At 71.5% G+C, this 20,183-nt stretch carries 21 protein-coding genes; 12 read left to right on the forward strand and 9 right to left on the reverse strand.

Annotation, left to right across the window (positions count from 1 at the left end):
• Nucleotides 1-213 precede the first annotated feature (213 nt).
• Nucleotides 214-834, reverse strand: coding sequence for a hypothetical protein (locus ACFWBF_RS29575; RefSeq protein WP_385607267.1), 621 nt, complete (start codon nucleotides 832-834; stop codon nucleotides 214-216).
• A 496-nt stretch (nucleotides 835-1,330) separates the two neighbouring features.
• Here ACFWBF_RS29575 and ACFWBF_RS29580 point away from each other — a divergent pair, with 496 nt between their 5' ends.
• Nucleotides 1,331-2,869 carry a glutamate-cysteine ligase family protein gene (locus ACFWBF_RS29580; protein WP_385607269.1) on the forward strand — a complete coding sequence of 513 codons (1,539 nt, stop codon included), beginning with the start codon at nucleotides 1,331-1,333 and terminating at the stop codon, nucleotides 2,867-2,869.
• An 80-nt stretch (nucleotides 2,870-2,949) separates the two neighbouring features.
• Nucleotides 2,950-3,753 (forward strand): CPBP family intramembrane glutamic endopeptidase, encoded by an 804-nt coding sequence (locus ACFWBF_RS29585; RefSeq protein ID WP_385607271.1) that lies wholly within the window; start codon nucleotides 2,950-2,952, stop codon nucleotides 3,751-3,753.
• 36 nt (nucleotides 3,754-3,789) lie between these two features.
• Here ACFWBF_RS29585 and ACFWBF_RS29590 read toward each other — a convergent pair whose 3' ends face one another.
• A complete protein-coding gene (locus tag ACFWBF_RS29590) occupies nucleotides 3,790-4,623 on the reverse strand; it encodes a PhzF family phenazine biosynthesis protein (protein WP_385607273.1) in 834 nt (277 codons plus the stop codon).
• 190 nt (nucleotides 4,624-4,813) lie between these two features.
• Between ACFWBF_RS29590 and ACFWBF_RS29595 the strand changes: the two genes are divergently transcribed.
• Nucleotides 4,814-5,431, forward strand: a complete 618-nt coding sequence (locus ACFWBF_RS29595; RefSeq protein ID WP_385607275.1) for a PadR family transcriptional regulator — start codon at nucleotides 4,814-4,816, stop codon at nucleotides 5,429-5,431.
• A 104-nt stretch (nucleotides 5,432-5,535) separates the two neighbouring features.
• On the opposite strand, the gene ACFWBF_RS29600 is transcribed toward ACFWBF_RS29595, so the two are convergent.
• Entirely contained in the window at nucleotides 5,536-5,964 is a 429-nt protein-coding gene (locus ACFWBF_RS29600) for an SRPBCC family protein (RefSeq protein ID WP_385607276.1), read from the reverse strand.
• 169 nt (nucleotides 5,965-6,133) lie between these two features.
• Here ACFWBF_RS29600 and ACFWBF_RS29605 point away from each other — a divergent pair, with 169 nt between their 5' ends.
• Complete coding sequence (locus ACFWBF_RS29605; protein WP_385607278.1) at nucleotides 6,134-7,090, forward strand: DMT family transporter; 957 nt, start codon at nucleotides 6,134-6,136, stop codon at nucleotides 7,088-7,090.
• 326 nt (nucleotides 7,091-7,416) lie between these two features.
• On the forward strand, nucleotides 7,417-8,397 hold the full coding sequence (locus ACFWBF_RS29610) for a DMT family transporter (RefSeq protein ID WP_385607280.1): 981 nt from the start codon (nucleotides 7,417-7,419) through the stop codon (nucleotides 8,395-8,397).
• Here the strand turns inward: ACFWBF_RS29610 and ACFWBF_RS29615 are convergent.
• Nucleotides 8,379-9,095 carry a pyridoxamine 5'-phosphate oxidase family protein gene (locus ACFWBF_RS29615; RefSeq protein WP_385607282.1) on the reverse strand — a complete coding sequence of 239 codons (717 nt, stop codon included), beginning with the start codon at nucleotides 9,093-9,095 and terminating at the stop codon, nucleotides 8,379-8,381. The genes ACFWBF_RS29610 and ACFWBF_RS29615 overlap by 19 nt on opposite strands.
• A 37-nt stretch (nucleotides 9,096-9,132) precedes the next feature.
• Between ACFWBF_RS29615 and ACFWBF_RS29620 the strand changes: the two genes are divergently transcribed.
• A complete protein-coding gene (locus ACFWBF_RS29620; protein WP_385607284.1) occupies nucleotides 9,133-10,464 on the forward strand; it encodes an aminotransferase class I/II-fold pyridoxal phosphate-dependent enzyme in 1,332 nt (443 codons plus the stop codon).
• 50 nt (nucleotides 10,465-10,514) lie between these two features.
• Here the strand turns inward: ACFWBF_RS29620 and ACFWBF_RS29625 are convergent, their stop codons facing one another.
• Nucleotides 10,515-10,775 (reverse strand): hypothetical protein, encoded by a 261-nt coding sequence (locus ACFWBF_RS29625; protein ID WP_385607286.1) that lies wholly within the window; start codon nucleotides 10,773-10,775, stop codon nucleotides 10,515-10,517.
• Nucleotides 10,776-10,823: 48 nt separating this feature from the next.
• Entirely contained in the window at nucleotides 10,824-11,774 is a 951-nt protein-coding gene (locus ACFWBF_RS29630; RefSeq protein WP_385607288.1) for a DMT family transporter, read from the reverse strand.
• Between the two features lie 74 nt (nucleotides 11,775-11,848).
• Here ACFWBF_RS29630 and ACFWBF_RS29635 point away from each other — a divergent pair, with 74 nt between their 5' ends.
• Entirely contained in the window at nucleotides 11,849-12,748 is a 900-nt protein-coding gene (locus ACFWBF_RS29635; RefSeq protein ID WP_385607290.1) for a LysR family transcriptional regulator, read from the forward strand.
• 54 nt (nucleotides 12,749-12,802) lie between these two features.
• Here the strand turns inward: ACFWBF_RS29635 and ACFWBF_RS29640 are convergent, their stop codons facing one another.
• The gene (locus ACFWBF_RS29640) at nucleotides 12,803-13,279 is read right to left on the reverse strand and encodes a pyridoxamine 5'-phosphate oxidase family protein (protein ID WP_385607292.1); all 477 of its coding nucleotides are present in this window, start codon (nucleotides 13,277-13,279) and stop codon (nucleotides 12,803-12,805) included.
• A 76-nt stretch (nucleotides 13,280-13,355) separates the two neighbouring features.
• Here ACFWBF_RS29640 and ACFWBF_RS29645 point away from each other — a divergent pair, with 76 nt between their 5' ends.
• Nucleotides 13,356-13,976, forward strand: coding sequence for a cysteine hydrolase (locus ACFWBF_RS29645; protein ID WP_385607293.1), 621 nt, complete (start codon nucleotides 13,356-13,358; stop codon nucleotides 13,974-13,976).
• Nucleotides 13,977-13,983: 7 nt separating this feature from the next.
• Here ACFWBF_RS29645 and ACFWBF_RS29650 read toward each other — a convergent pair whose 3' ends face one another.
• Entirely contained in the window at nucleotides 13,984-14,745 is a 762-nt protein-coding gene (locus ACFWBF_RS29650; protein ID WP_385607295.1) for an NPP1 family protein, read from the reverse strand.
• Nucleotides 14,746-15,098: 353 nt separating this feature from the next.
• Nucleotides 15,099-15,923, reverse strand: a complete 825-nt coding sequence (locus tag ACFWBF_RS29655) for a class I SAM-dependent methyltransferase (protein ID WP_385607297.1) — start codon at nucleotides 15,921-15,923, stop codon at nucleotides 15,099-15,101.
• A gap of 345 nt (nucleotides 15,924-16,268) precedes the next feature.
• Between ACFWBF_RS29655 and ACFWBF_RS29660 the strand changes: the two genes are divergently transcribed.
• The 4 genes from ACFWBF_RS29660 (at nucleotide 16,269) to ACFWBF_RS29675 (ending at nucleotide 20,152) form a co-directional block, all read left to right on the forward strand.
• The gene (locus ACFWBF_RS29660) at nucleotides 16,269-17,336 is read left to right on the forward strand and encodes a hypothetical protein (RefSeq protein WP_385607299.1); all 1,068 of its coding nucleotides are present in this window, start codon (nucleotides 16,269-16,271) and stop codon (nucleotides 17,334-17,336) included.
• 195 nt (nucleotides 17,337-17,531) lie between these two features.
• Nucleotides 17,532-18,620 carry a hypothetical protein gene (locus ACFWBF_RS29665; RefSeq protein ID WP_385607300.1) on the forward strand — a complete coding sequence of 363 codons (1,089 nt, stop codon included), beginning with the start codon at nucleotides 17,532-17,534 and terminating at the stop codon, nucleotides 18,618-18,620.
• A gap of 23 nt (nucleotides 18,621-18,643) precedes the next feature.
• A complete protein-coding gene (locus ACFWBF_RS29670) occupies nucleotides 18,644-19,372 on the forward strand; it encodes a hypothetical protein (protein ID WP_385607302.1) in 729 nt (242 codons plus the stop codon).
• 12 nt (nucleotides 19,373-19,384) lie between these two features.
• Entirely contained in the window at nucleotides 19,385-20,152 is a 768-nt protein-coding gene (locus ACFWBF_RS29675) for a hypothetical protein (RefSeq protein WP_385607303.1), read from the forward strand.
• Nucleotides 20,153-20,183 lie beyond the last annotated feature (31 nt).

Consider the following 20,183-nt stretch of genomic DNA (forward strand, 5'->3'; position numbering starts at 1 on the left):
TGGCCGCCCCCCGTATCAACGTCTTGGTTTGGTCAGGGTCCCAGTGTTGCCCTACGGACTTCCCTCCGCAGGGATTTCCCGGCAGCTGTCCTCATAGATTGATGACGCATCACTCGTGCGGGCGGTTCAGGTCAACTCACCTGTCATTTCGGGTGGTTCGCGGGTGGTCCCAGTGGGCTAGGCCGAATGGGCAGTATCGGCCATCGGCCCGGATCAGGCGGCCGGGGCGGCCAGCGAGGGCGGCAGCGGCGGCGCCGGCGGGGTGAGCCGGTGGGTCAGCACGGGCAGCAGTTCGGACACCGGGTGCGGCCGGTACGCGGCGATGCCGGGCGGGGCGGGCGCCAGCGGGACCAGCAGGTCCGCGGCCGCCGGCAGCCCGGCGGAGGCATCGGCGCCCACCGCCCCGTGCAGCCACAGGGTCAGCATGTACAGCTCCGGTACGGACAGCAGCCGCGGCTGGTAGTTCTTGCCCAGCGATTCGGCCTGGCGCAGGGCGCGTTCGGTGGCCGCGACGTACGGGCCCTCGAAGAAGTGGGAGAAGGCCCAGCCGTCCGGGGTGAGCCTGGTGTCTGCCGCCGCGACGTAGCGGTCACCGCTGCGGATCAGGAACCGCCAGCTCGTCAGCCGGGTACGGGGCGGCCTGCCGCCGGCCGCCAGCTGGGAGACGTTCAGCCGGTCCAGGACGTGGACCGGGAGCGGCAGTTCGGCGGTCATCGGCCCCTGGAGGGCGCGCAACGCGGGAGTGTGTGCCTCGTGGACGGCGGTGGGGGACGCGAGTGCCGCGAGGACGCTGCGCAGGGCGGGCGCGGGAGCCGGAGGGACATGCAGCGGCATGGTGGGTCGCCTCTCACTTGGGAGACCTGTGGAACGGGGGAAGGTGCGGGACGGCGCTGTCGCATTCTGGGGCCAGAGGGGGGCTGAGGGGCAATGGCCGCGCGCCAACTCTCTGCCTCGTTTGCGGAGTTTATACGACATGTGTTCACGCAGTGTTTCGGCTAGCTGTCCCGCCTATTGCCGACAAGGCGCTTACCGGTCCCGCTGTCATGGCTTTCATGCCGGTAGCGCGCAAACATGCCGCGCTGACCTCGGAGGCTACCAAAACGGCGCTCGGCTGGAAAGCGCCTGTTATCCAAAACCGGCAAAGTCGGTGCGGAATTTGCGTGGGGCGACTTGCCAGGGGAATGTGCCGAAGCGCCTGTCGGCCAAACCGGCGCGCGCTCCCCGCCACTCACGCCCCCGCCGCGTTATCGATCACACCGTCGGGGCATCATCGACCGTAACGCGCGCCTGGGGAGTGCCGGGCCAGGCCCACTCGAGGAGGGACGCTTCGATGGGGGAGAAGGTCGTGGCAGGCGGATTCGACCTGTCCGATCGGCAACGGTATCGGAGGAAGCTTCACGAGTGTCTGGAGGGACTGGAGCGGCTTCTGGCGGAGAAGAGGTTCGATCGCCCCAAGAACATGATGGGGCTGGAGATCGAGTTGAATCTCGCGGGTGCCGACGGTTTGCCGAAAATGGTGAATGCACAGGTTCTGGAGCGGATTGCCAGCCCCGATTTCCAGACCGAACTGGGAATGTTCAACCTGGAGGTGAACGTACTTCCGCACCGGCTCGGCGGCCGGGTTTTCGACCAGCTCGCGGAGGAGTTGAGCGCGGGACTCGGCTATGCCCACCGGCAGGCCTCCCTGATCGATGCCGGGGTGGTGATGATCGGTATTCTGCCGACGATCTCGCGCGAGGACCTGGTCACCGCCAACCTGTCGGCGGTGGACCGCTACTCGCTGCTGAACGAGCAGATCCTGATGATGCGCGGTGAGGACTTCACGCTCGACATCGACGGGGTCGAGCGGCTGACCTGGACCTCCGGGTCGATCGTGCCGGAGGCCGCCTGTACCTCCGTACAACTGCACCTGCAGGTGACGCCGGCCCGGTTCGCCGACGTGTGGAACGCCGCGCAGGCGGTGGCCGCCGTACAGATAGCGGTCGGCGCCAACTCGCCGTTCCTGTTCGGGCGGGAGCTGTGGCGGGAGTCGCGGCCGCCGCTGTTCACGCAGGCCACGGACACGCGGCCGCCCGAGCTCCAGGCGCAGGGGGTGCGGCCGCGTACCTGGTTCGGGGAGCGGTGGGTGGACTCGGCGTACGAGCTGTTCGCGGAGAACGTCCGCTACTTCCCCGCCCTGCTGCCGATCTGTGACGAGCAGGAGCCGTTGCGGGTGCTCGCGGAGGGCGGGGTGCCGAGCCTGCAGGAGCTGGTCCTGCACAACGGCACGGTGTACCGGTGGAACCGGCCCGTGTACGGGGTCGCCGACGGGGTGCCGCACCTGCGGGTGGAGAACCGGGTGCTGCCGGCCGGGCCCACCGTGGCCGACGTCGTCGCCAACGCCGCCTTCTACTACGGGCTCGTACGCACCCTCGCGGACGAGCAGCGCCCCGTGTGGAGCCGGCTGCCGTTCGCGGAGGCGGAGGCCAACTTCGACGCGGCCTGCCGGTACGGGATCGACGCGCGGATCCGCTGGCCGCGCCGGGGCCGGGGCGGCGGGGGGCTGGCGAGCGTGCCTGCCGTACGGCTGGTGCTGGACGAGCTGCTGCCGATGGCCGCCGCCGGGCTGGACGCCTGGGGCATCGAGCCCGCCGACCGGGACCACTACCTCGGCATCATCGAGGAGCGGTGCCGGCGCCGGGCGAACGGGGCGACCTGGCAGGTGGAGACGTATCACCGGGCGCTCGCGGCCGGGCTGGAGCGGCACGCGGCGCTGGCCGCGACCACGCGTCGCTACAGCGAGCTGATGCACCGGGGCGACCCGGTGCACACCTGGCCGGTGGGCTTGGCGGAGGAGGAGGTGAGCACGGCGGCCGTAGCCGGGCGCTGACCGGACGCCACCCGCCCGCCCGGCCGTGCGACGAGGCAGTATGGGGTCGTCGGAACGGGTTGGCGGGACGGGAGTCTGGCGTGCGGACGGAGCCGGAAGCGGTGGTCGGGGAGTCGCGCCTGCGCGGGGACGGGCGGGGGGTCCTGCGCAGCGAGACGCTGCTCGTGCTGGCGTTGTCGCTGGGCGCGAGCGGCGTCTCGGCGCTGATCAGCTTCATCGGGTCGCTGACCAAGCCGGGCGGGCTCAAGGACCAGGCCGCCACGCTCAACGGCTCGTACGCCCCCGGCCGGCCCTGGCTCGACCTGGCCTGGCAGCTGTTCGGGATCGCGTCGGCGCTGGTTCCCGTCCTGCTGGTCGCGCACCTGCTGACCCGCGAGGGTGCGCCGGGTCTGCGGGCGCTCGGCTTCGACCGCACCCGGCCCTGGCCGGACCTGGGCCGCGGTGCGCTCGTCGCGGCCGGGATCGGGAGCGCCGGGCTGGCCTTCTACCTCGGGGCGCGGGCGACCGGCTTCAACCTGACGGTGGTGCCGGAGGCGCTGCCCGACGTGTGGTGGAAGTTCCCCGTGCTGATCCTCTCCGCGGTGCAGAACTCCGTGGTGGAGGAGGTCATCGTGCTGGCGTACCTGCTGCGACGGCTGGACCAGCTGGGCTGGTCGCCGACGGCCGCGCTGCTGGCCAGCTCCGTGCTGCGCGGCTCGTACCACCTCTACCAGGGCATCGGCGGCTTCATCGGCAACATGGTGATGGGCGTCGTCTTCGTGCTGGCCTACCGCCGCTGGGGCCGGGTCGGGCCGCTGGTCGTCGCGCACGCGCTGCTCGACATCGTCGCCTTCGGCGGGTACGCCCTGCTCGCGGGCAAGGTGGGCTGGCTGCCCACGCCGTAGCGGCCGGGCTGCCACGGCTGCCGCGGCCGGCTTCCTTCAGGGGGTGGCCAGCAGCTCGCCGTCGATGACGGTGACGGCGTGGCCGGTGAGCAGCGTGCGGTCGCCCGCGAGCCGCACCCTGACCAGGCCCCGGCGGGCTCCGCCCTGGAGGCCGACGAGTTCCTCGCGGCCCAGGCGCCGGGCCCAGAAGGGGGCCAGCGCGGTGTGGGCGCTGCCGGTGACCGGGTCCTCGTCGATGCCGAAGGCGGGGAAGAAGCCGCGGGAGACGAAGTCGTACCCCCGCGCGGGGTCCTCGGCTGCCGCGGTGACGATGACCCCGCGCCGGGAGTAGCCGCGCAGGGCGTTCAGATCGGGCGCGAGTTCGCGTACGGCCCGCTCGTCCGTCAGCTCGACGACCAGGTCACCGATGTGGGCCGAGGTGTCGTGGACCGATCTGACCGGGACGCCCAGGGCGTCCCGCACCTCGGGGACCGGTGCGACCGGGGTCAGCGAGGACGTCGGGAAGTCCATGGTGACCGTGCCGTCCGGGGCGAACCCGGTCGTGAGGATGCCGCAGCGTGCGGCGAAGCGGACCGGGCCCGAGGGGCGGCCGGTCGTCGCGAGACTGTCCTCGTTCAGGACGTGGGCGGTGGCGAGCGTGGCGTGTCCGCACATGTCGACCTCACCGGCAGGGGTGAACCAGCGCAGCGCCCAGTCGGCGTCCCTGCCGGGCGGCAGGGGGTGGGCGAAGGCCGTCTCGGAGAGGTTGACCTCGGCGGCGACCTGCTGGAGCCAGGTGTCGGAAGGGAAGGGGCCGTCGAGGAGCAGGACGCCGGCGGGGTTCCCGCGGAACGGGCGATCGGTGAAGGCGTCGACGATTCGGATGCGCATGGTCACGACCGTAGGCCGGTCCGGTGACGGCGACCAAGGCCAATCCCGGATGACTGGCCTGGTCAGAGGCGTGGGGTCGGTGTTCGTTGAAGAAGTTTCCGATATATCGTTGACGCATCGCGATGGGTCAACGATAGTTGAGACATCGGAACACCGATGACACGAAACGAATGACGAAAGGAGCGCAGTCATGCGTTCACACGGACACGGCAACGGGCACGAGCACGAGCACGGACGGGGACACGGCCACTGCGGCCCGGAGCGTCGGGAGGAGTTCATGGGCCGGCGCGCCGCCTTCGGGCCGTTCGGGCCGCCCTTCGGCGGCGGGCCCTTCGGCGGGCGGGGCGGACGCGGCGGACCGCGCGGCCGGGCCCGGCGGGGTGACGTGCGCGCTTCGATCCTGGCGCTGCTCACCGACCGGCCGATGCACGGCTACGAGATGATCCAGGAGATCGGCGAGCGCAGCGGCGGGGCCTGGAAGCCAAGCCCGGGCTCGGTCTACCCGACCCTGCAGCTGCTCGAGGACGAGGGGCTCATCACGAGCGAGAGTGAGGGCGGCAAGAAGCTGTTCACGCTCACCGACGCCGGCCGCAGCGAGGCCGAGTCGGGCCCGGACGCCCCTTGGGCGGAGGCCGGGCGCGGCTTCGACTTCGAGGCGATGAGCGAGATCCGGACGGCCGGCTTCGGCCTGATGGAAGCCTTCGGCCAGGTCTTCAAGACCGGCACCCCCGCGCAGCGGGAGAAGGCCCTCGCGGTCGTCAACGACGCCCGCAAGAAGCTCTACCTGATCCTGGCCGACGAGCACTGAGTCCGGCCGGACCTCCCCACTGCGCCGCTGGCGCAGCAGCGCGCCCCGCGAGTCTTCTCGCGGGGCGCGCTGTCCTGCGTACGGACGTGCGGGGTGCGGTGGGGTCAGGCGACCAGCCCGGCGAGCTTGCGCAGCGACTCGTTCAGCGCGGCCGTCGCCGAGTCCTTGAGCTTGCCCGCCATGAGGGAGACGGCGGCCCCCGTGAACTCTCCGTCGATGCGGACGGTGGTGGCCCCGTCGTCCGGGATCAGGGTGTAGCGGGTCAGGACGGCCACGCCCATCGGGCCCTTGCCGGTGATGGCGAAGACGCGCTCGTCCTCCAGCTCCGAGACGGTCCACAGCACCTCGGCCGGGAAGCCCATCATCTTCATGTTCTCGGCGAAGGTGGACCCGACCGCGAGGGTCTCGGGACCGCCCTTCGGGAAGTTGGTGTGGGTCATGCTCCACTGGCCGTACGCGTCCCAGTCCGTCAGCTGGGCCCACAGCTTGGCGGCGGGCGCCTCGATGCGTGATTCCGCGGTGACTTCAGCCATGCGACCACCCCTTCTCGTCAGTACGTGCGGCGGAAGGTAGCCCCGGCGGACGGAACATTCAAGACTGACGACCTGTCAGATATCGGTTTCCGGACGCGCGGAGTGTCAGGTACGTCTCAACAGGTGTCACGTGCTCATTGGTCCTGACGGGCCCTGTCATGATGTCCGGATGCAAGCGTCAGGGAAGAACGCCGGGCTGGGCCTCGCCCTCGTCTCGGCAGTTGCGTTCGGTGGTTCCGGGGTCGCGGCGAAGCCGCTGATCGAGGCGGGTCTGGACCCGCTGCACATGGTGTGGCTCAGGGTGGCCGGGGCGGCGCTCGTGCTGTCCCCGTTGGCCTGGCGCCACCGTGACCTCATACGCCGCAAACCCCTGCTGCTCGCCGGCTTCGGACTCGTCGCGGTGGCGGGTGTGCAGGCCTTCTACTTCGCCTCCCTGTCCCGGATCCCGGTGGGCGTGGCCCTGCTGCTGGAGTACCTCGGCCCGTCTCTGCTCCTCGGCTGGATCCGCTTCGTGCAGCGCAAGCCGGTCACGCGGGCCGCCGCGACCGGGGCGGCCGTCGCCGTCGTGGGTCTGGCCTGCGTGGTCGAGATCTGGGCCGGGCTGAGCCTGGACCCGGTCGGCGTGCTGCTCGGCGTCGCCGCCGCCTGCTGCCAGGCGTTCTACTTCGTCTTCGCCGACCAGGGCACCGACGGGGACGACGCGCCCGACCCGCTCGGCGTGATCGCGTACGGCATGATCGTCGGCGCGCTGGTGATGACCGCGATCGCCCGGCCGTGGCAGATCGACTGGCGGATCCTGGGCTCGGACGCAGCGGTCGGCGACCTGACGGTGCCGGCGCCCGTCCTGCTCGGCTGGGTGGTGCTGATCGCGACCGTGTTCGCGTACCTGACCGGCGTGGTGTCCGTGCGCAAGCTGTCGCCGCAGATCGCCGGCGTGGTGGCCTGCCTGGAGGCGGTCGTCGCGACCGTGCTGGCCTGGGTGCTGCTTGGCGAACACCTCTCCACACCGCAGATCATCGGCGGCGGCCTGGTGCTGGGCGGTGCCTTCATCGCGCAGACCTCGCGGCCGACCCCGCCGGGGGCTGCGGATCCGGCCGTACTGGACCGCGAGACGGCCAAGGCCTAGTGCTGTGGCCGGGAAGGTTTGCCGGGTCGCGGGGTCCGGTGCGGTGCGTCGCAAGGCGGAGGACCGCGTCTCGTACTGGACGTACTTGCGCGGTCCGACAACGCGGCGAGGTGCCGTGCCGGGCGCCGCGACGCGGTGAACCTTTCCGGTCACAGCACTAAGCTGCCGATCATGCATTCGACCGTGCTTCCGCCTCCCACCGTCTAGCGCGGGCGGCCGCCTTTCGCAGATGACCCGGCCCGGGAGTTCCCGGGCGGGTTCGCGCTGCCCGCGAAGTGATGACCGGCTTCCTTCATCCCTCACTTCACGCATGCGCGGAGACTTTCGTGTCGAACCATTCGCCCGCTGCCGGGCGCAACCTGCTGTACCTCGTCGTCGCCGGAGCCGCCTGGGGCACCGCCGGGGCGGCCGCCTCCCTGCTCTTCCTGGCCAGTGACCTCGGCCCGCTCGCCCTGTCGTTCTGGCGGTGCGCGGGCGGGCTCGCGGTGCTGCTCGCCGTGCTCGCCGTACGCCGGCTCCGGGCCGGGGCGCGGGCTCGGGCTCGGGCCGCGGTCGCGCGGCCGTCGGCGCGGTCCCTGATCGGGACCGGTCTGCTGTTCACCCTCTTCCAGTCCGCGTACTTCGCGGCCGTGCGGGAGACCGGCCTCGCCGTCGGCACGGTGGTCACCCTCGGCGCCGGACCCGTGCTGATCGCGCTCGGCGCGCGCCACTGGATGGGCGAGCGGCTCGGCCGGGGCGGAGCGGTGGCCGTCGGCGGGGCGCTGGCCGGCCTGGCCGTGCTCGTCCTGGGCAGCGGGGGCGGCGAGGTGCGGCCGCTCGGCGTCGGCTCGGCGCTGCTGTCGGCCGCCGGGTACGCGGGGATGACCCTGCGGGCCCGGTGGCTCGGGCAGCGCGGGATCGGCGGGGACCCGCTGGTCACCACCGCCTGGTCGGTCGCGGTGGGCACGGTGTGCCTGCTGCCGCTCGCGGTCGTGGAGGGGGCGCTGCCGCACACCGCGGAACCGGGGCGGGTGCTGTGGCTGCTGGTGTACGTGGCCACCGTGCCGACGGCCCTCGCGTACGCGCTCTACTTCACCGGGGCCGCCGCGGTACGGGCCGCGACGGTGTCGGTGATCATGCTGATCGAGCCGGTCAGCGCGGCGGTGATCGCCGTCCTGCTGCTCGGCGAGCGGCTGACCGGCGCCGTGGTCCTGGGAACCGTACTGCTGCTGACGGCGGTGGGCGCGCTGATCGCGGCCGAGGCGCGGCGGCCCGCGGGCGGGCCGGTGGCCCGCCCCGCCCCTGTCGTTCAGAGCGCCGCGAGGTAGTCCGGCGCGGCGATGCCGGGGGCCAGGTCGGCGGCCGGGACGGGTGCTCCGTACGCGGGTGCGACCGGGACCACGCCCGACCAGTAGGGCAGGCCGAGGTCCTCGGCGTCGTCGTTCGGCCCGCCCGTGCGCAGCTTCGCGGACACCTCGGTGAGGTCCAGGCGGATCACCGCCGTGGCCGCGAGCTCCTTGGCGTCGGCGGGCCGGGAGTCGGCGGAGCGGCCGGGCACGACCTGGTCGACGAGGGCGTCGAGCGCCGTCCGGCACTCCGCCTCGTCGGTGACCTGGTAGGCGGTGCCGTGGACGACCACCGAGCGGTAGTTGAGGGAGTGGTGGAAGGCCGAGCGGGCCAGCACCAGTCCGTCGACGTGGGTCACCGTCACGCAGACCGGCAGGCCCGGGTCGCTCTTGCCGGCGGCGAGGAGCGGGCGCGAACCGGTGGAGCCGTGGATGTAGAGGGTCTCGCCGACCCGGCCGAAGAGGGTGGGCAGGACCACCGGGGCGCCGTCGCGGACGAAGCCGAGGTGGCAGATGTAGGCCTGGTCGAGTATCGAGTGCACCGTCTCGCGGTCGTAGCGCGCGCGGTCGCGGGAGCGGGTGGGCACGGTGCGGTCGGTGGGGGCGTACCGGTCGCCGCCCGTCTCCCGGGCCGGGCTGGCGGCCGAAGTGGTCTTCTCCGTCGCGGTCGTGGCGCTCATGATGCGGACTCCGTTGTACTAGTGCATAATGTGGTTTGTGCTAGGAGACTATCGGATCGCAGGGCGGCGCGCATCGGACATCGCGGCCAGTGTCGAGGCGGGAGTGGGCTCGGGCGCCCTGCCGCCGGGGGCGGTGTTGCCGCCGATGCGGGAGCTGGCCGGTGTGCTGGGGGTGAATCCCAACACCGTGGCCGCGGCGTACCGGACGCTGCGCGAGCGCGGGGTCATCGAGACCGACGGGCGGCGCGGCAGCCGGGTGCGCGCCCGACCGGCGAGTGCGCCCCGGGACGAGCTGCGGATGGCCGTGCCGGCGGGGGTCCGCGACATCGCCTCGGGCAATCCGGACGTACGGCTGTTGCCCGCGCTGGACGCGGCGCTCGCCGAAGCGGCGCGGCGGTACGCGCAGGCGCCGACCCTGTACGGGGACGACCCGGTCGCCCCGGAGCTGGCGGCCCTCGCCAGGGCCGGCTTCGACGCCGACGGGGTGCCCGCCGGGCCGGTGGCCGTGACCTCGGGCGCGCTGGACGGGGTCGAGCGGGTGCTGGTCGCGCACCTGCGCCCGGGGGACGCGGTGGCGGTGGAGGACCCGGGCTGGGGCGGGGTGCTGGACCTGGTGCCGGCGCTGGGGCTGCGCGCGCTGCCGATGGCGGTGGACGACGACGGCCCGGTTCCGGACGCGGTGGCGCGGGCGCTGGAAGCGGGGGCGCGGGCACTGATCGTGACGGCGCGGGCGCAGAACCCGACGGGCGCGGCGGTGGGCGAGGGGCGCGCGGCGGAGCTGCGGGCGCTGCTGGCGGGCCACCCGGACGTACTGGTCATCGGCGACGACCACGCCCACGGCATCGTGGACGTCCCGCTGCACACCCTGGGCGGGGTGACCCGGCACTGGGCGCTGATCCGCTCGACGGCGAAGGCGTACGGCCCGGACCTGCGGCTGGCGGTGCTGACCGGTGACGCCGTCACGCTGGACCGGCTGCGGGGGCGGCAGCGGCTGGGCGCGGGGTGGGTGAGCCGGCTGCTCCAGTACGCGATGGTGGAGCTGTGGCGTTCCGGGGCGGTGGACCGGGCGGCGGTGGCGCGGGCCTACGCGGAGCGGCGGGACGGGCTGGTCGCGGCGCTGGCGGAGCGGGGGGTGCGGGCGCACGGGCGGAGCGGGATGAACGTGTGGGTGCCGGTGGCCGACGAGACGGCCGTGGTGACGAGGCTGATGGGGGCCGGCTGGGCGGTGGCCCCGGGCAGCCGCTTCCGGATGGAGGCGGGCCCGGGGATCCGTATGACGGTGTCCTCGCTGTCGGCCGCGGAGGTGCCGGGCCTCGCGGCCGCGGTGACGGCGGCCGTCCGCCCGGTGGGCGGCGGTCGCTTCGGCTGACGCGCGGCGTACCGGCGGTGCGCGTCAGCCGCACCGCCGTGTGGCGGGCCTCAGACGAGCAGTTCCGCCAGCCCGGCCAGGGCGAGGACGGCCGAGGCCGCGCCGATCACCGATCCGAAGACGCGGAACACCGCGGCCGACATGTAGGTCCGCGCCGGGCCGAGGTTCCCCTGGGCCTGCATGCGCAGTTCCGCGTTGGTCGCGGCCCAGCGCTCCAGCGACGCGGCCGATCCGCGGATGTTGAGCGAGACCCAGGCGCCGCTGACGGCGAGTGGGAGGCCGAAGGCCAGCAGGAAGACGCCGACACTCATGTGTTTCCCCCGTGGTGGTGTGATGATCGCCTCGGAGGTTAACAGCCGCTACGCAGGCCCCCGCGGGGTGGGCCGGGACTGGGTGAGGGCGGCTCCGGTCAGGACGATCGCGGCGCCGACCGGGGTGTTCCAGTGGAGCTGCTCGCCCAGCAGCAGGACGCCCGCGGTGGTCGCGATGACCGGGACGAAGTAGGTGACCATCTGGGCGGTGGTCGGGCCGACCTCCGTCACCAGGCCGTACTGCATCTGCAGCGCCAGGCCCGTGCCGAGCGCGCCCAAGGTGAGCACCGACAGCGTCGGCCACAGCGGGAACGACGTCGGGACGCTCGTGAACAGGGAGCTGACCACCAAGAGTTGGAGCGTGGCGAGCAGGAGCTGCGCGCCCGTCAGGGCGACCGGGGAGCCCGGGGTCGATGCCAGGGTGCGGCGGACGTAGATCCAGCCGATCGGGTAGCAGAGCGAGGCGAGCAGCGCGAGCGCGGTGCCCTTGGCGTCGAGGCCCGAGAAGCCCTGCCAGGCGCCGAGGACGGTGAGCACGCCGAGGAAGCCGAGGCCGAGGCCCGCGAAGCGGCGGCGCGTCGGGCGGTCCTCGGACAGGGCCACCAGCGACAGGGCCATGCCCCACAGCGGCGAGGTGGCGTTGCAGATCCCCGCGAGGCTGGAGGGGATGCTCAGCTCCGCGTACGCGAAGAGGGAGAAGGGGGCCGCGTTGAGCAGCAGCGCCGCGACGGTCAGGTGGGCCCAGGTGCGCCGGCCCCGGGGGAGCGCCTCGCGGCGGACCAGCATGACCGTCAGCAGGGCGAGCGCGCCGAAGAAGACCCGGCCGAGGGCGACCTGGAAGGGCGCGTACGCCTCGGTCCCCACCTTGATCAGAAGGAAGCTGAAGCCCCAGATCCCCGAGAGGATCGCGAAGCGCATCCGCCAGTCCAGGCGGCCGGAGGTCCGGGCCGCTGTGGTCGGTGGGGAGAGGGTGGGGCGGGGCGTGGTGGGTGCGCTCATGACACGTACTCTGTCGACTTCAACCTCTTAGGACAAGCGAGATTCGTTGGCGGCGACGACGTAGCATTGCTTACATGTTGAACCTGGAGCGGCTCCGCACCCTCGACGCCCTCGCCCGCCACGGCTCGGTCAGCGGCGCCGCCGACGGACTGCACGTCACCACCTCCGCCGTGTCCCAGCAGATGGCGAAGCTGGAGCGCGAGGTCGGCCAGCCGCTGCTGGCCAAGAACGGGCGCGGGGTCCGCCTCACCGACGCGGGCCGACTGCTCGCCGATCACGCGGCCCGGATCATCTCCCAGGTGGAGCTCGCACAAGCCGATGTCGAGGCCCGGCGCGGGTGCGCGGTCGGCGAGTTGCGGATCGGCGCCTTCCCGACCGCCATGCGCGGGCTGCTGCCCCAGGCGCTGGCCGCCCTGCGCGTCGAACACCCCGAACTGCGGGCCCGGGTCAGGGAGCAGGAACCCGAGGAGAGCATGGCCGCGGTCGTCCGCGGGGACCTCGACCTGGCCCTGGCCATCGACTGGCACAACAAGCGGATGCCGGTCCCCGCCGAGCTCACCCGCGCCCATCTGCTCGACGACTCCGTGGACATCGCGGTCCCGGCGGGGCATCCGCTGGCCGGGCGCACCGAGATCTCCCTCGCCGAGTTCGCCGATGACGACTGGATCTCCTGGAACGAGGGGCAGTTCTGCCACGAATGGCTGGTGTACACGCTGCGCGGCACCGGCATCGAGCCCCGCATCGCGCACATCGCCGAGGAGCACCACACCCAACTGGCCTTCGTCGAGGCCGGACTGGGTGTGTGCGTGGCCCCCCGGATGGGGCGCGGGCCGGTGCCGCCGGGGGTCCGGCTGCTGCCGGTCGCCGACTCCGTCCGCCGCCACGTGTACGCCGTCTGGCGCGCGGACGCCGACCGGCGGCCCTCCATCCGGGCCGCCGTCGACTCGCTCCGGCAGGCGGCCGCGCAGTACTAGACCGTCTCTTTCTCTCGACTTCTCCTGACGGATCCTGCCCGGTCGGCCGCTGCCTCAGATCTTGCGGAAGTCCCAGGAGGCGATCGAGTCCGGGGTGAGGCGGATCCAGGCGTGCCGCCCGTCGTGCGGCATCTCCTCGATGCCGAAGTTCTTGACGGGGAAGATCCGTTCCGGTTCCGCCAGTTCCGGGCACGGTTCGCCCGTCCGCGGTGCCTCGCCCACGAAGACGGCGCTGCCGGACAGCTCCACCCCGCGCAGTTCGTCGTACGCCTCTCCGGAGTCGACCACCACCGAGATGCGCGGGTCCCGGCGCAGGTCGGACCAGCGCCGGCTGCGCGTGATCGAGTACAGCCAGAGCGAGGCGCCGTCCCAGGCGAACCAGAGCGCGCCCACGTGCGGGCGCCCGTCGGGGGAGACCGTGGCCACCCGGCAGGTGCGCTGTTCGCGCAGGAAGGCGTCCACTTCCCCGTCGGTCATCATGATGCGGCGGCCCCGCCGCTGGGTGGTGTGCTCCGCGCGTGTGTCGTCCATCCGTCCCGTGCCCCTTCACATCTGACTGTGTGTCAGGAATCATGAAGGCTCTTCCGTCGCCGCGCCAGGGGGAGCCATGCCCGAACTCGATCCCGCCACCACCGCGCTCCTCACCGTCGAGTGCCAAAACGGCGTCGTAGGCGAGGAGAGCGCGCTGCCCGAACTCGCCAAGGAGGCACAGGCGTCCGGGATGCTGGGCCGGGTGGCCGCGCTGGTCGACGCCGCCCGCGGGGCCGGCGTACAGGTGCTGCACGCGGTCGCCGAGCGGCGGCCGGACGGGCTGGGGGCGAACTCCAACGCGCGGCTGTTCCGGGCCGCCGGCAAACTGCCGGTGCGCCAGCTGTCCGGCAGCGCGGCGGTGCGGGTCGCCCCGCCCATCGTCGTCGCGGAGCAGGATCTGGTGGTGCGCCGGCTGCACGGCCTTTCGCCGATGGCCGGCACCGACCTGGACGCACTGCTGCGCAACCTCGGTGTCCGTACGCTCGTCGTCACCGGTGTCTCCTCGAACATCGCGATACCGAACACCGTCTTCGACGCGGTGAACCTCGGGTACCGGGTCGTGGTCCCGTCCGACGCCATCGCCGGGGTGCCCGCCTCCTACACCGCCGAGGTGATCCGCAACTCGCTCGCCCTGGTCGCGACGATCACGACGGCTGCGGACCTCCTCGGGCAGTGGGCTCCCGCGCCCGTGAGCTGAGCCGACCTCAGGCGCGGGGGTCGAATGCGATTCCCGCGGGCATGGAGCGGGCGAGGTGGTCGCTGAAGGACCCGTCCTTGATTTTGATCGTGGCCGCGCCGAAATCGGCGTTCATGAGCTTGTCGCGAAATCCGGCCGGATAGCCTTCCCAGCCCACGAGGCGCGGGAAGAACCAGCCGTGGGTGGAATTCTCCGGCGGATCGTCGTTGGTGTTCGCGAAGCGGAAGTCGTGGGTGGAGACCCCGTCCTTGTGGTAGACGATCTTCGGGTGGGTTCCGTCGAAGCGGAGGGAAGACGCGGCGGCCACCTGATAGCCGCTGTGCTGGGACACCGAGACGTACCGGACCTGACTGTTGTTGATCCACACGACGACGTGTTCCCAGTCGTGGGTGTGGCCGATGGCCGCGGGTCCCAGCGTGGCCTGGTCCTTCTCGAAGTAGCTGGCGTACATGACCGCGCACCAGCCGTTGTTGCACTTCTGGCGCGAGTACGTGTTGGCGTTGGCGAGTTGGGCGGGGTCGTGGCAGTGGCCGTTCACGTCACCGCCCAGCCGCAGGCCCGGGTTGAGGGCGCCGTCGGCGCCGATGGCGGCGGTGGCGTAGCAGCCGTCCCCGTCGTAGTCGTACGCGGGGGAGAAGGTCTGTTCCAGGGCGTCGGCGTTCTGGGGCAGCAGCCGCAGGACGCTGGCGCCCGCGCCGGTCGGCAGTGCCAGGACGAGGGCCGCGGCGCCGATGCCGCTCGCGAGCAGGGGTAAAAATGTTCTGCGCATGCCAAGTCCAGCTTTCTGAGGGGCGGGCTCCGGATCCGGGCCATTCAACGGGCGGCCGAGTTGGCCCGTCAAGGGTCTAGACCAAGGTTCGGGCGGCGGTGCCCGGATCCTCCGGACGGGCCCCCGCCACCCTGGGGCGACGCTCACAGAAGTGATCGCGACCCGTTACGTCACGCCTTGCGTGAGGGCGGTTCCCCGCAGGGGTGGCCGGGACCGTTCGCCGTCGAGACCGGCCCCCCTGGCCGGCTCGCGGCGCTACATGGCGCCCGAGGAGTTCGTACGGGGCCCGGTGATCAACGTGCGGACCACCGCGGCGGCGTGCGCGTCGTACCGCGGAGCGCCGACCCGCTCGGCTACCCGGGCCGACGGCCCCAGGCCGTGATCATGCCGGGGGAGAGGGCGGCGCAGTCGGGAGAGTCGAGGTAGCGGATCGCCGCGTCGATGTCCGCGTCGTCCACCAGCCCGGTCGCGGTCATCGCCTCCCTCGCCCGGTCCCATGTTCCCGCCCAGAACCGGCTGATGGGAGAGCCGGGGACGAGGGGCGGGACGTGGATCTCGGCGGCCACGGCACCGAGCCCCAAGCCGTGCAGCAGCTGCGGGTAGCGCGGCGTCCAGGAGACGTCGGTGCCGATGGTGTCCTGCAGGCCCTGCCACATGGCCTGCACGGTCTGGGCGTACGGGCTCGGGGGCGCGGTGTCGGAGGTCGGATCGACCGCGTCGCTGAGGACCAGCACTCCGCCGGGGACGAGGAGCTCGGCGAGCCGTGCCATCAGCCGCTGCCGGGCGGGCAGGTGCATGAGCACGAAGCGGGCGTGGACCAGGTGGAAGCGGCCGGGATCGAATCCCGGGGCGGTGAGGTCCGCCTCCAGGACGTCGAGGCCGGGCTGCGGGTGGGCGGCGAGGAAGCGGGTGTCGCGGTCCACGGCCAGCACCCTCGTGGCGCCGAGCTCCCCCAGCAGCCGACGGGCCACGCTGCCGGTGCCCGCCCCCACGTCGAGGCAGCTCCACCCGGGTCCGGCGCCGAGCTCCCGCAGCCGGGCGATGGTGACGTCGTCGTAGGCGAGTGCACCGAGGTCGATCCGCTCGCCTTCGCCGGCCCGACCGGGCGGGAAGACCGCCTTCCCGTACTGGCCGGGGGCGGACCAGCGCGCGGGCACTCCACCGTCGGTCGGATCCATCGGGCCACCGCCTCCCGTCCCGGCGGGCGGGAGCCGCCCGCAGAGGCCTGCTCCTGCCAGTATCGGCCCCATGTCCCGGTAACGCGGCCCGTGTGGCCCTTCTCGTGTCAGGTCTGGTCTCCGGCCGGTGCCCGCCCGGAGAAGGAGCCCGGCGGTCCGAGGGGAAAGGCGCATCGCGCTGCCACCGCGCCGGTGAATCAGGCGAAAGAGCGGACGCGGCGCGAAGTACCCATACGGGGCGGTGAAGTTCCCAGGGACAATGGTCCTATAGCGCGCGACAGCTCCCGGAAGCCAAAGTGGTGACCACGGCGAGGGCAAGTGGCACAGGCCATGACGGGAGTGATCATGACGCAGATATCCATCGATCCAGGACGCTTCAGTCAGTTCGGCGAGGCCACCGGAAGCACTTTCTGCCTGGTTACGAATCCCGAGTTGGTCGATCAGTTCGAGATCGTCGAATCCGCTTCGTACAAGAACTACCTCACGATCCCGATGGGCCCGGGCGACCGTTTCGAGGATCTCCTCGAAAAGCGAATCCCGGAGCCCGCCCACATTCTGGTCGTCTCGCCCCACAGGTTCTTCGCATCCCCGGATCCCGATCTGGTGGGACAGCGGAAGATCATGGGCATGGCGTGCAACTCGACGCCCACCACCCTCGACGAGATCCGGCACTTCCTCGACGTCATGGAGCGGACCTCGTCGGCCGACCAGGCGGCCTTCTGCGACACGTTCTTCGAGCTCGCCGAAGAGGCCGAGCACCTGGTGTACGCCGACCCGGTGCACGGCACCCGCGCCGTACTCGACCACCTCCGCGACGGCCTGGTGTGGAACCAGCAGGCCGGTCCCCTCGAGTGGGGCGACCAGCAGATCGTGCCGTCCGGCGAGATCAGCGTGCTGCCGGTCGAGATCAGGGAGTTCGACGAGGCCCTGAAGCTGCCGCTGGAAGGCGAGATCACGCTGCGCGGATACCCGATCCTGCACAACGGCACCCCGTCCTTCTCACGGACCGACCAGGCCCGCATCCACTCCCGGCTCTGGGCGATGCGGGACCACGCCATCAAGGCCAAGGTCGAGGACGGCAGGATCACGCGCCTGGAGGCGCTGGACCCGGGAGCCGCGCCGGCCGTGGCGATGCTGGAGCAGATGTTCGCGGTGGACTCCCGCTACCGGATCGTGTGGGAGATCGGCCACGCCCTCAACACCTCCCTCGACATCCTGCCCGGCAACCACGCCATGAACGAGGTGTACGGCGGCACGGAAGGCTGTCTCCACTACGGTCTCGGGCTCACTCCGTACACCCAATACCACCTGGACATCATTTCGCCCGACACGCGCGTCCTGACGAGTAACGGACTCGCGCTGATCGGCCACCCGGACCACCCCACGGTGGAGAGGGTCGTCACCGCAGAATAGCGGCTTTCGACCGTCGGACCGTTCGGGGTGAATGTAAACAATCCAATTAACAGGAGGTGACTGTCATGAAGAAGATCAAGGTGCAGAAGAACCGTAACTACCTGGGCACGCTCCTGGGCTGAGTACCGACCCGTGGCGGGGCATGTGAATGCCCCGCCACGGGGTTCTCGTCGTCATTCACTAGGGAGTGCGCCCGTGTCACCGCTGGATCTCACCACAGACGACTTCGGTCAGTTCGGCGAGCCGGTCGAGACATTCTGTCTGATAACGAGCGAGGACGGCGGCGAGCTCGTTTCGCTGCTCCCCGGTGACGGGTATTCCCGCGTGGTCCACCTGACCCTGCCGCGCGGGACGCGCCTGGGCACCCTGATCGCGCAGGACGTTCCGCCGGACGCACACGTCCTGGCCGTCTGCCCGGGCCGCTTCCTCGACTCGCCGACGCCGCAGGAGCTGGGTGCGCGCAAGCTGGCCGTGCTGCCGGCCGGCTCCACTCCGCTCACCGACGAGTACGTCCGCTACTTCCTGCGCACCGCGGCGAAGACGGACATCGCCCGCCAGGAGGCCATCGCAGAGGGGTTCTTCGACCTCGTCGGCGACAGCGGCCGGCTGACGATCGTCGACGACGCCTCCGGCACGGAAGCCGAATTCGACCACACGGCGGGCGACTGCGTCTGGAACCAGCAGGCGGGGGTCCTGGAGCCCGGCGACCAACAGATCTTCCCCTCCGGCAAGCTGAGCGTGACCGCCGCGGAGATCACCACCTTCGAGCCGGAAGCCCGGCTGCTCGGTCTCAATGGGGACCTGACGCTGCGCGGGTGGCCGATCGTGCACCGCCACGCGGACCCTGCCGACGGCGCCGAGCAGCAACGGCTGTTCGAAGCGCTGTCCCCCCTCGTCTCACACGCCGTGACCCTCCACGTCACCGCCGGGAGCATCGAGGGGGTCACCCCGCAGACTCCCGGGGCCACGCCGGCCGCCGCGGAGCTGGACAAGCTCCTCACCGACGATCCGCGTTACCGCGTCATCTGGGAACTCGGCTTCGCGATCAACACCACCACAGAGGTCATTCCGGCGAACTGCGGACCCAACGAGGTGTACGGCGCCACGGGCGGCGTGATCAACCTCGGGCTGGGGATCACACCGGCCACGCGCTTCGCCCTGGCCTTCCTCTGTCCCCGCAGTTCGCTGTTGACATCGGACGGAACCGCCGTACTCGGTGCCCGCAAGGCGGTGCGCCGCGGCCGTATGCAGCGCCTCTCCAGCGCGAGTTGCGGCTGCCACTGACCCCACAGGAGGGAAGCAAGCCCATGACGATCAACCCCGAACTGCGCAAGCGGGTCGACGCGATCCTCGACAGCTTCATCAAGGACTTCTACGAGACGGTCCCGTTCGCCCAGCACCAGAAGAACGCCGCCGAACTCAACCTGGACTACTACAAGCGCCACAACATCGAGACCATCCTGCGGCTGCGCCGCAAGCGGACCATCGACGCGCTGGCCATCAAGTACTTCACCAAGGTCGACCCGGTGCAGGCCAAGGCCTGGGCCCACTACACCGACGACGAGATGCTGCACGACCGGCTGTTCGCCGCGGACCTCGCCAAGGTCGGCGTCACCAAGGACCAGATCTACTCCACCGAGCCGATGCTCTCCACCAAGCTGCTCACCGGATACCTCCAGTACGGCATGGAGTTCGAGGACAGCCCGCTCGCGCTGATCACCAGCGTCTACTTCGTGGAGTACGTGACCACGCGCACGCAGCCCGAATGGCTGGACAACCTGGAGAGCGTCCTCGGTCAGGAGAACGTCAAGGGTGCGCGCGCCCACGTCAACACCGACCTCGACGACGACCACGACGACTTCGTGTGGCGGGTGATGTCCACCCTGGTCACGACGGACGCGGACGAGCAGAAGGTCGTCGAGCACCTCGACCACGTCTACTGGCTGTGGAAGCTCTACTTCGTCGAGCTGCACCAGCTCACCGTGCTCGGCCGTACGCAGGCCCAGATCCCCTTGCCCACCTCGGCCGACGTCTGAGCGGGGCCGTCCGTGCCGGACAACGACCGGGCCGCACGGCCGAGCGGGCGGCAGGCAGTCGAGGTGATGGCCCTGCCGCCCGGCCCGGAGCTGCCGGCCGGGACCGAGAAGTGGATCGTGGACGGCCTGGTGGAGACCATGCCGGGCCTGCATGCCCGTCAGCTCTTCACGCTGCGCCGCGACATGCTGACCGAGGCCGACCACGTCGTCGTCGGAGTGGACCGGGAGCGCGATCGCGTCGTCTCGCTGCTCACGTCCCATTGGACGGCGCTTCCGTCGGGGCGCTCCTGTCTGCATGTCATGATCCAGTTCGTCGGGGACAAGTACCGCAACGGCCCGGTCTTCGGTGAGAGCTGGTCCGTGCACTTCGCCCGGTTGCTGGCAGACGGCCGCCCGTTCCCCGAGGTGATCGCGCTCAAGACGTACAACCCCGTGGTCCACTGTGCGATGTCGGCGTTCAGCGGGCACCCGGACATCAGCATGTACCCGGATCTGGCCGGCAAGGACGACAGCCAGGCCGCGCTGGCGGCCGAGGTGGCCGCGGCGCTCGCGCCCGGCGCCCCCTTCGACGCGGCCCGGGGTGTCATCGCGGGCATCGGCCGCCCGCGAGACCTCTACCGGGAACGGCCCACCAGCTACGTTCCCGAGGCGAACGCGTACTTCGAGCAGCACGCGGCTCCGGGCGACCGGGTGCTGTGCATGCTGCACGTCCCGACGCGCGAGGGGGCGCACTCGATCCTCACGGCCCTGGGTGTGCCGCTGCCCACCGGGCGCGGCTGAGCCCGCGGGCCGGCGGGTCCGGCCCCGGCGG

It is taken from the genome of Streptomyces sp. NPDC060028, assembly GCF_042736725.1.
Classification (GTDB): domain Bacteria; phylum Actinomycetota; class Actinomycetes; order Streptomycetales; family Streptomycetaceae; genus Streptomyces.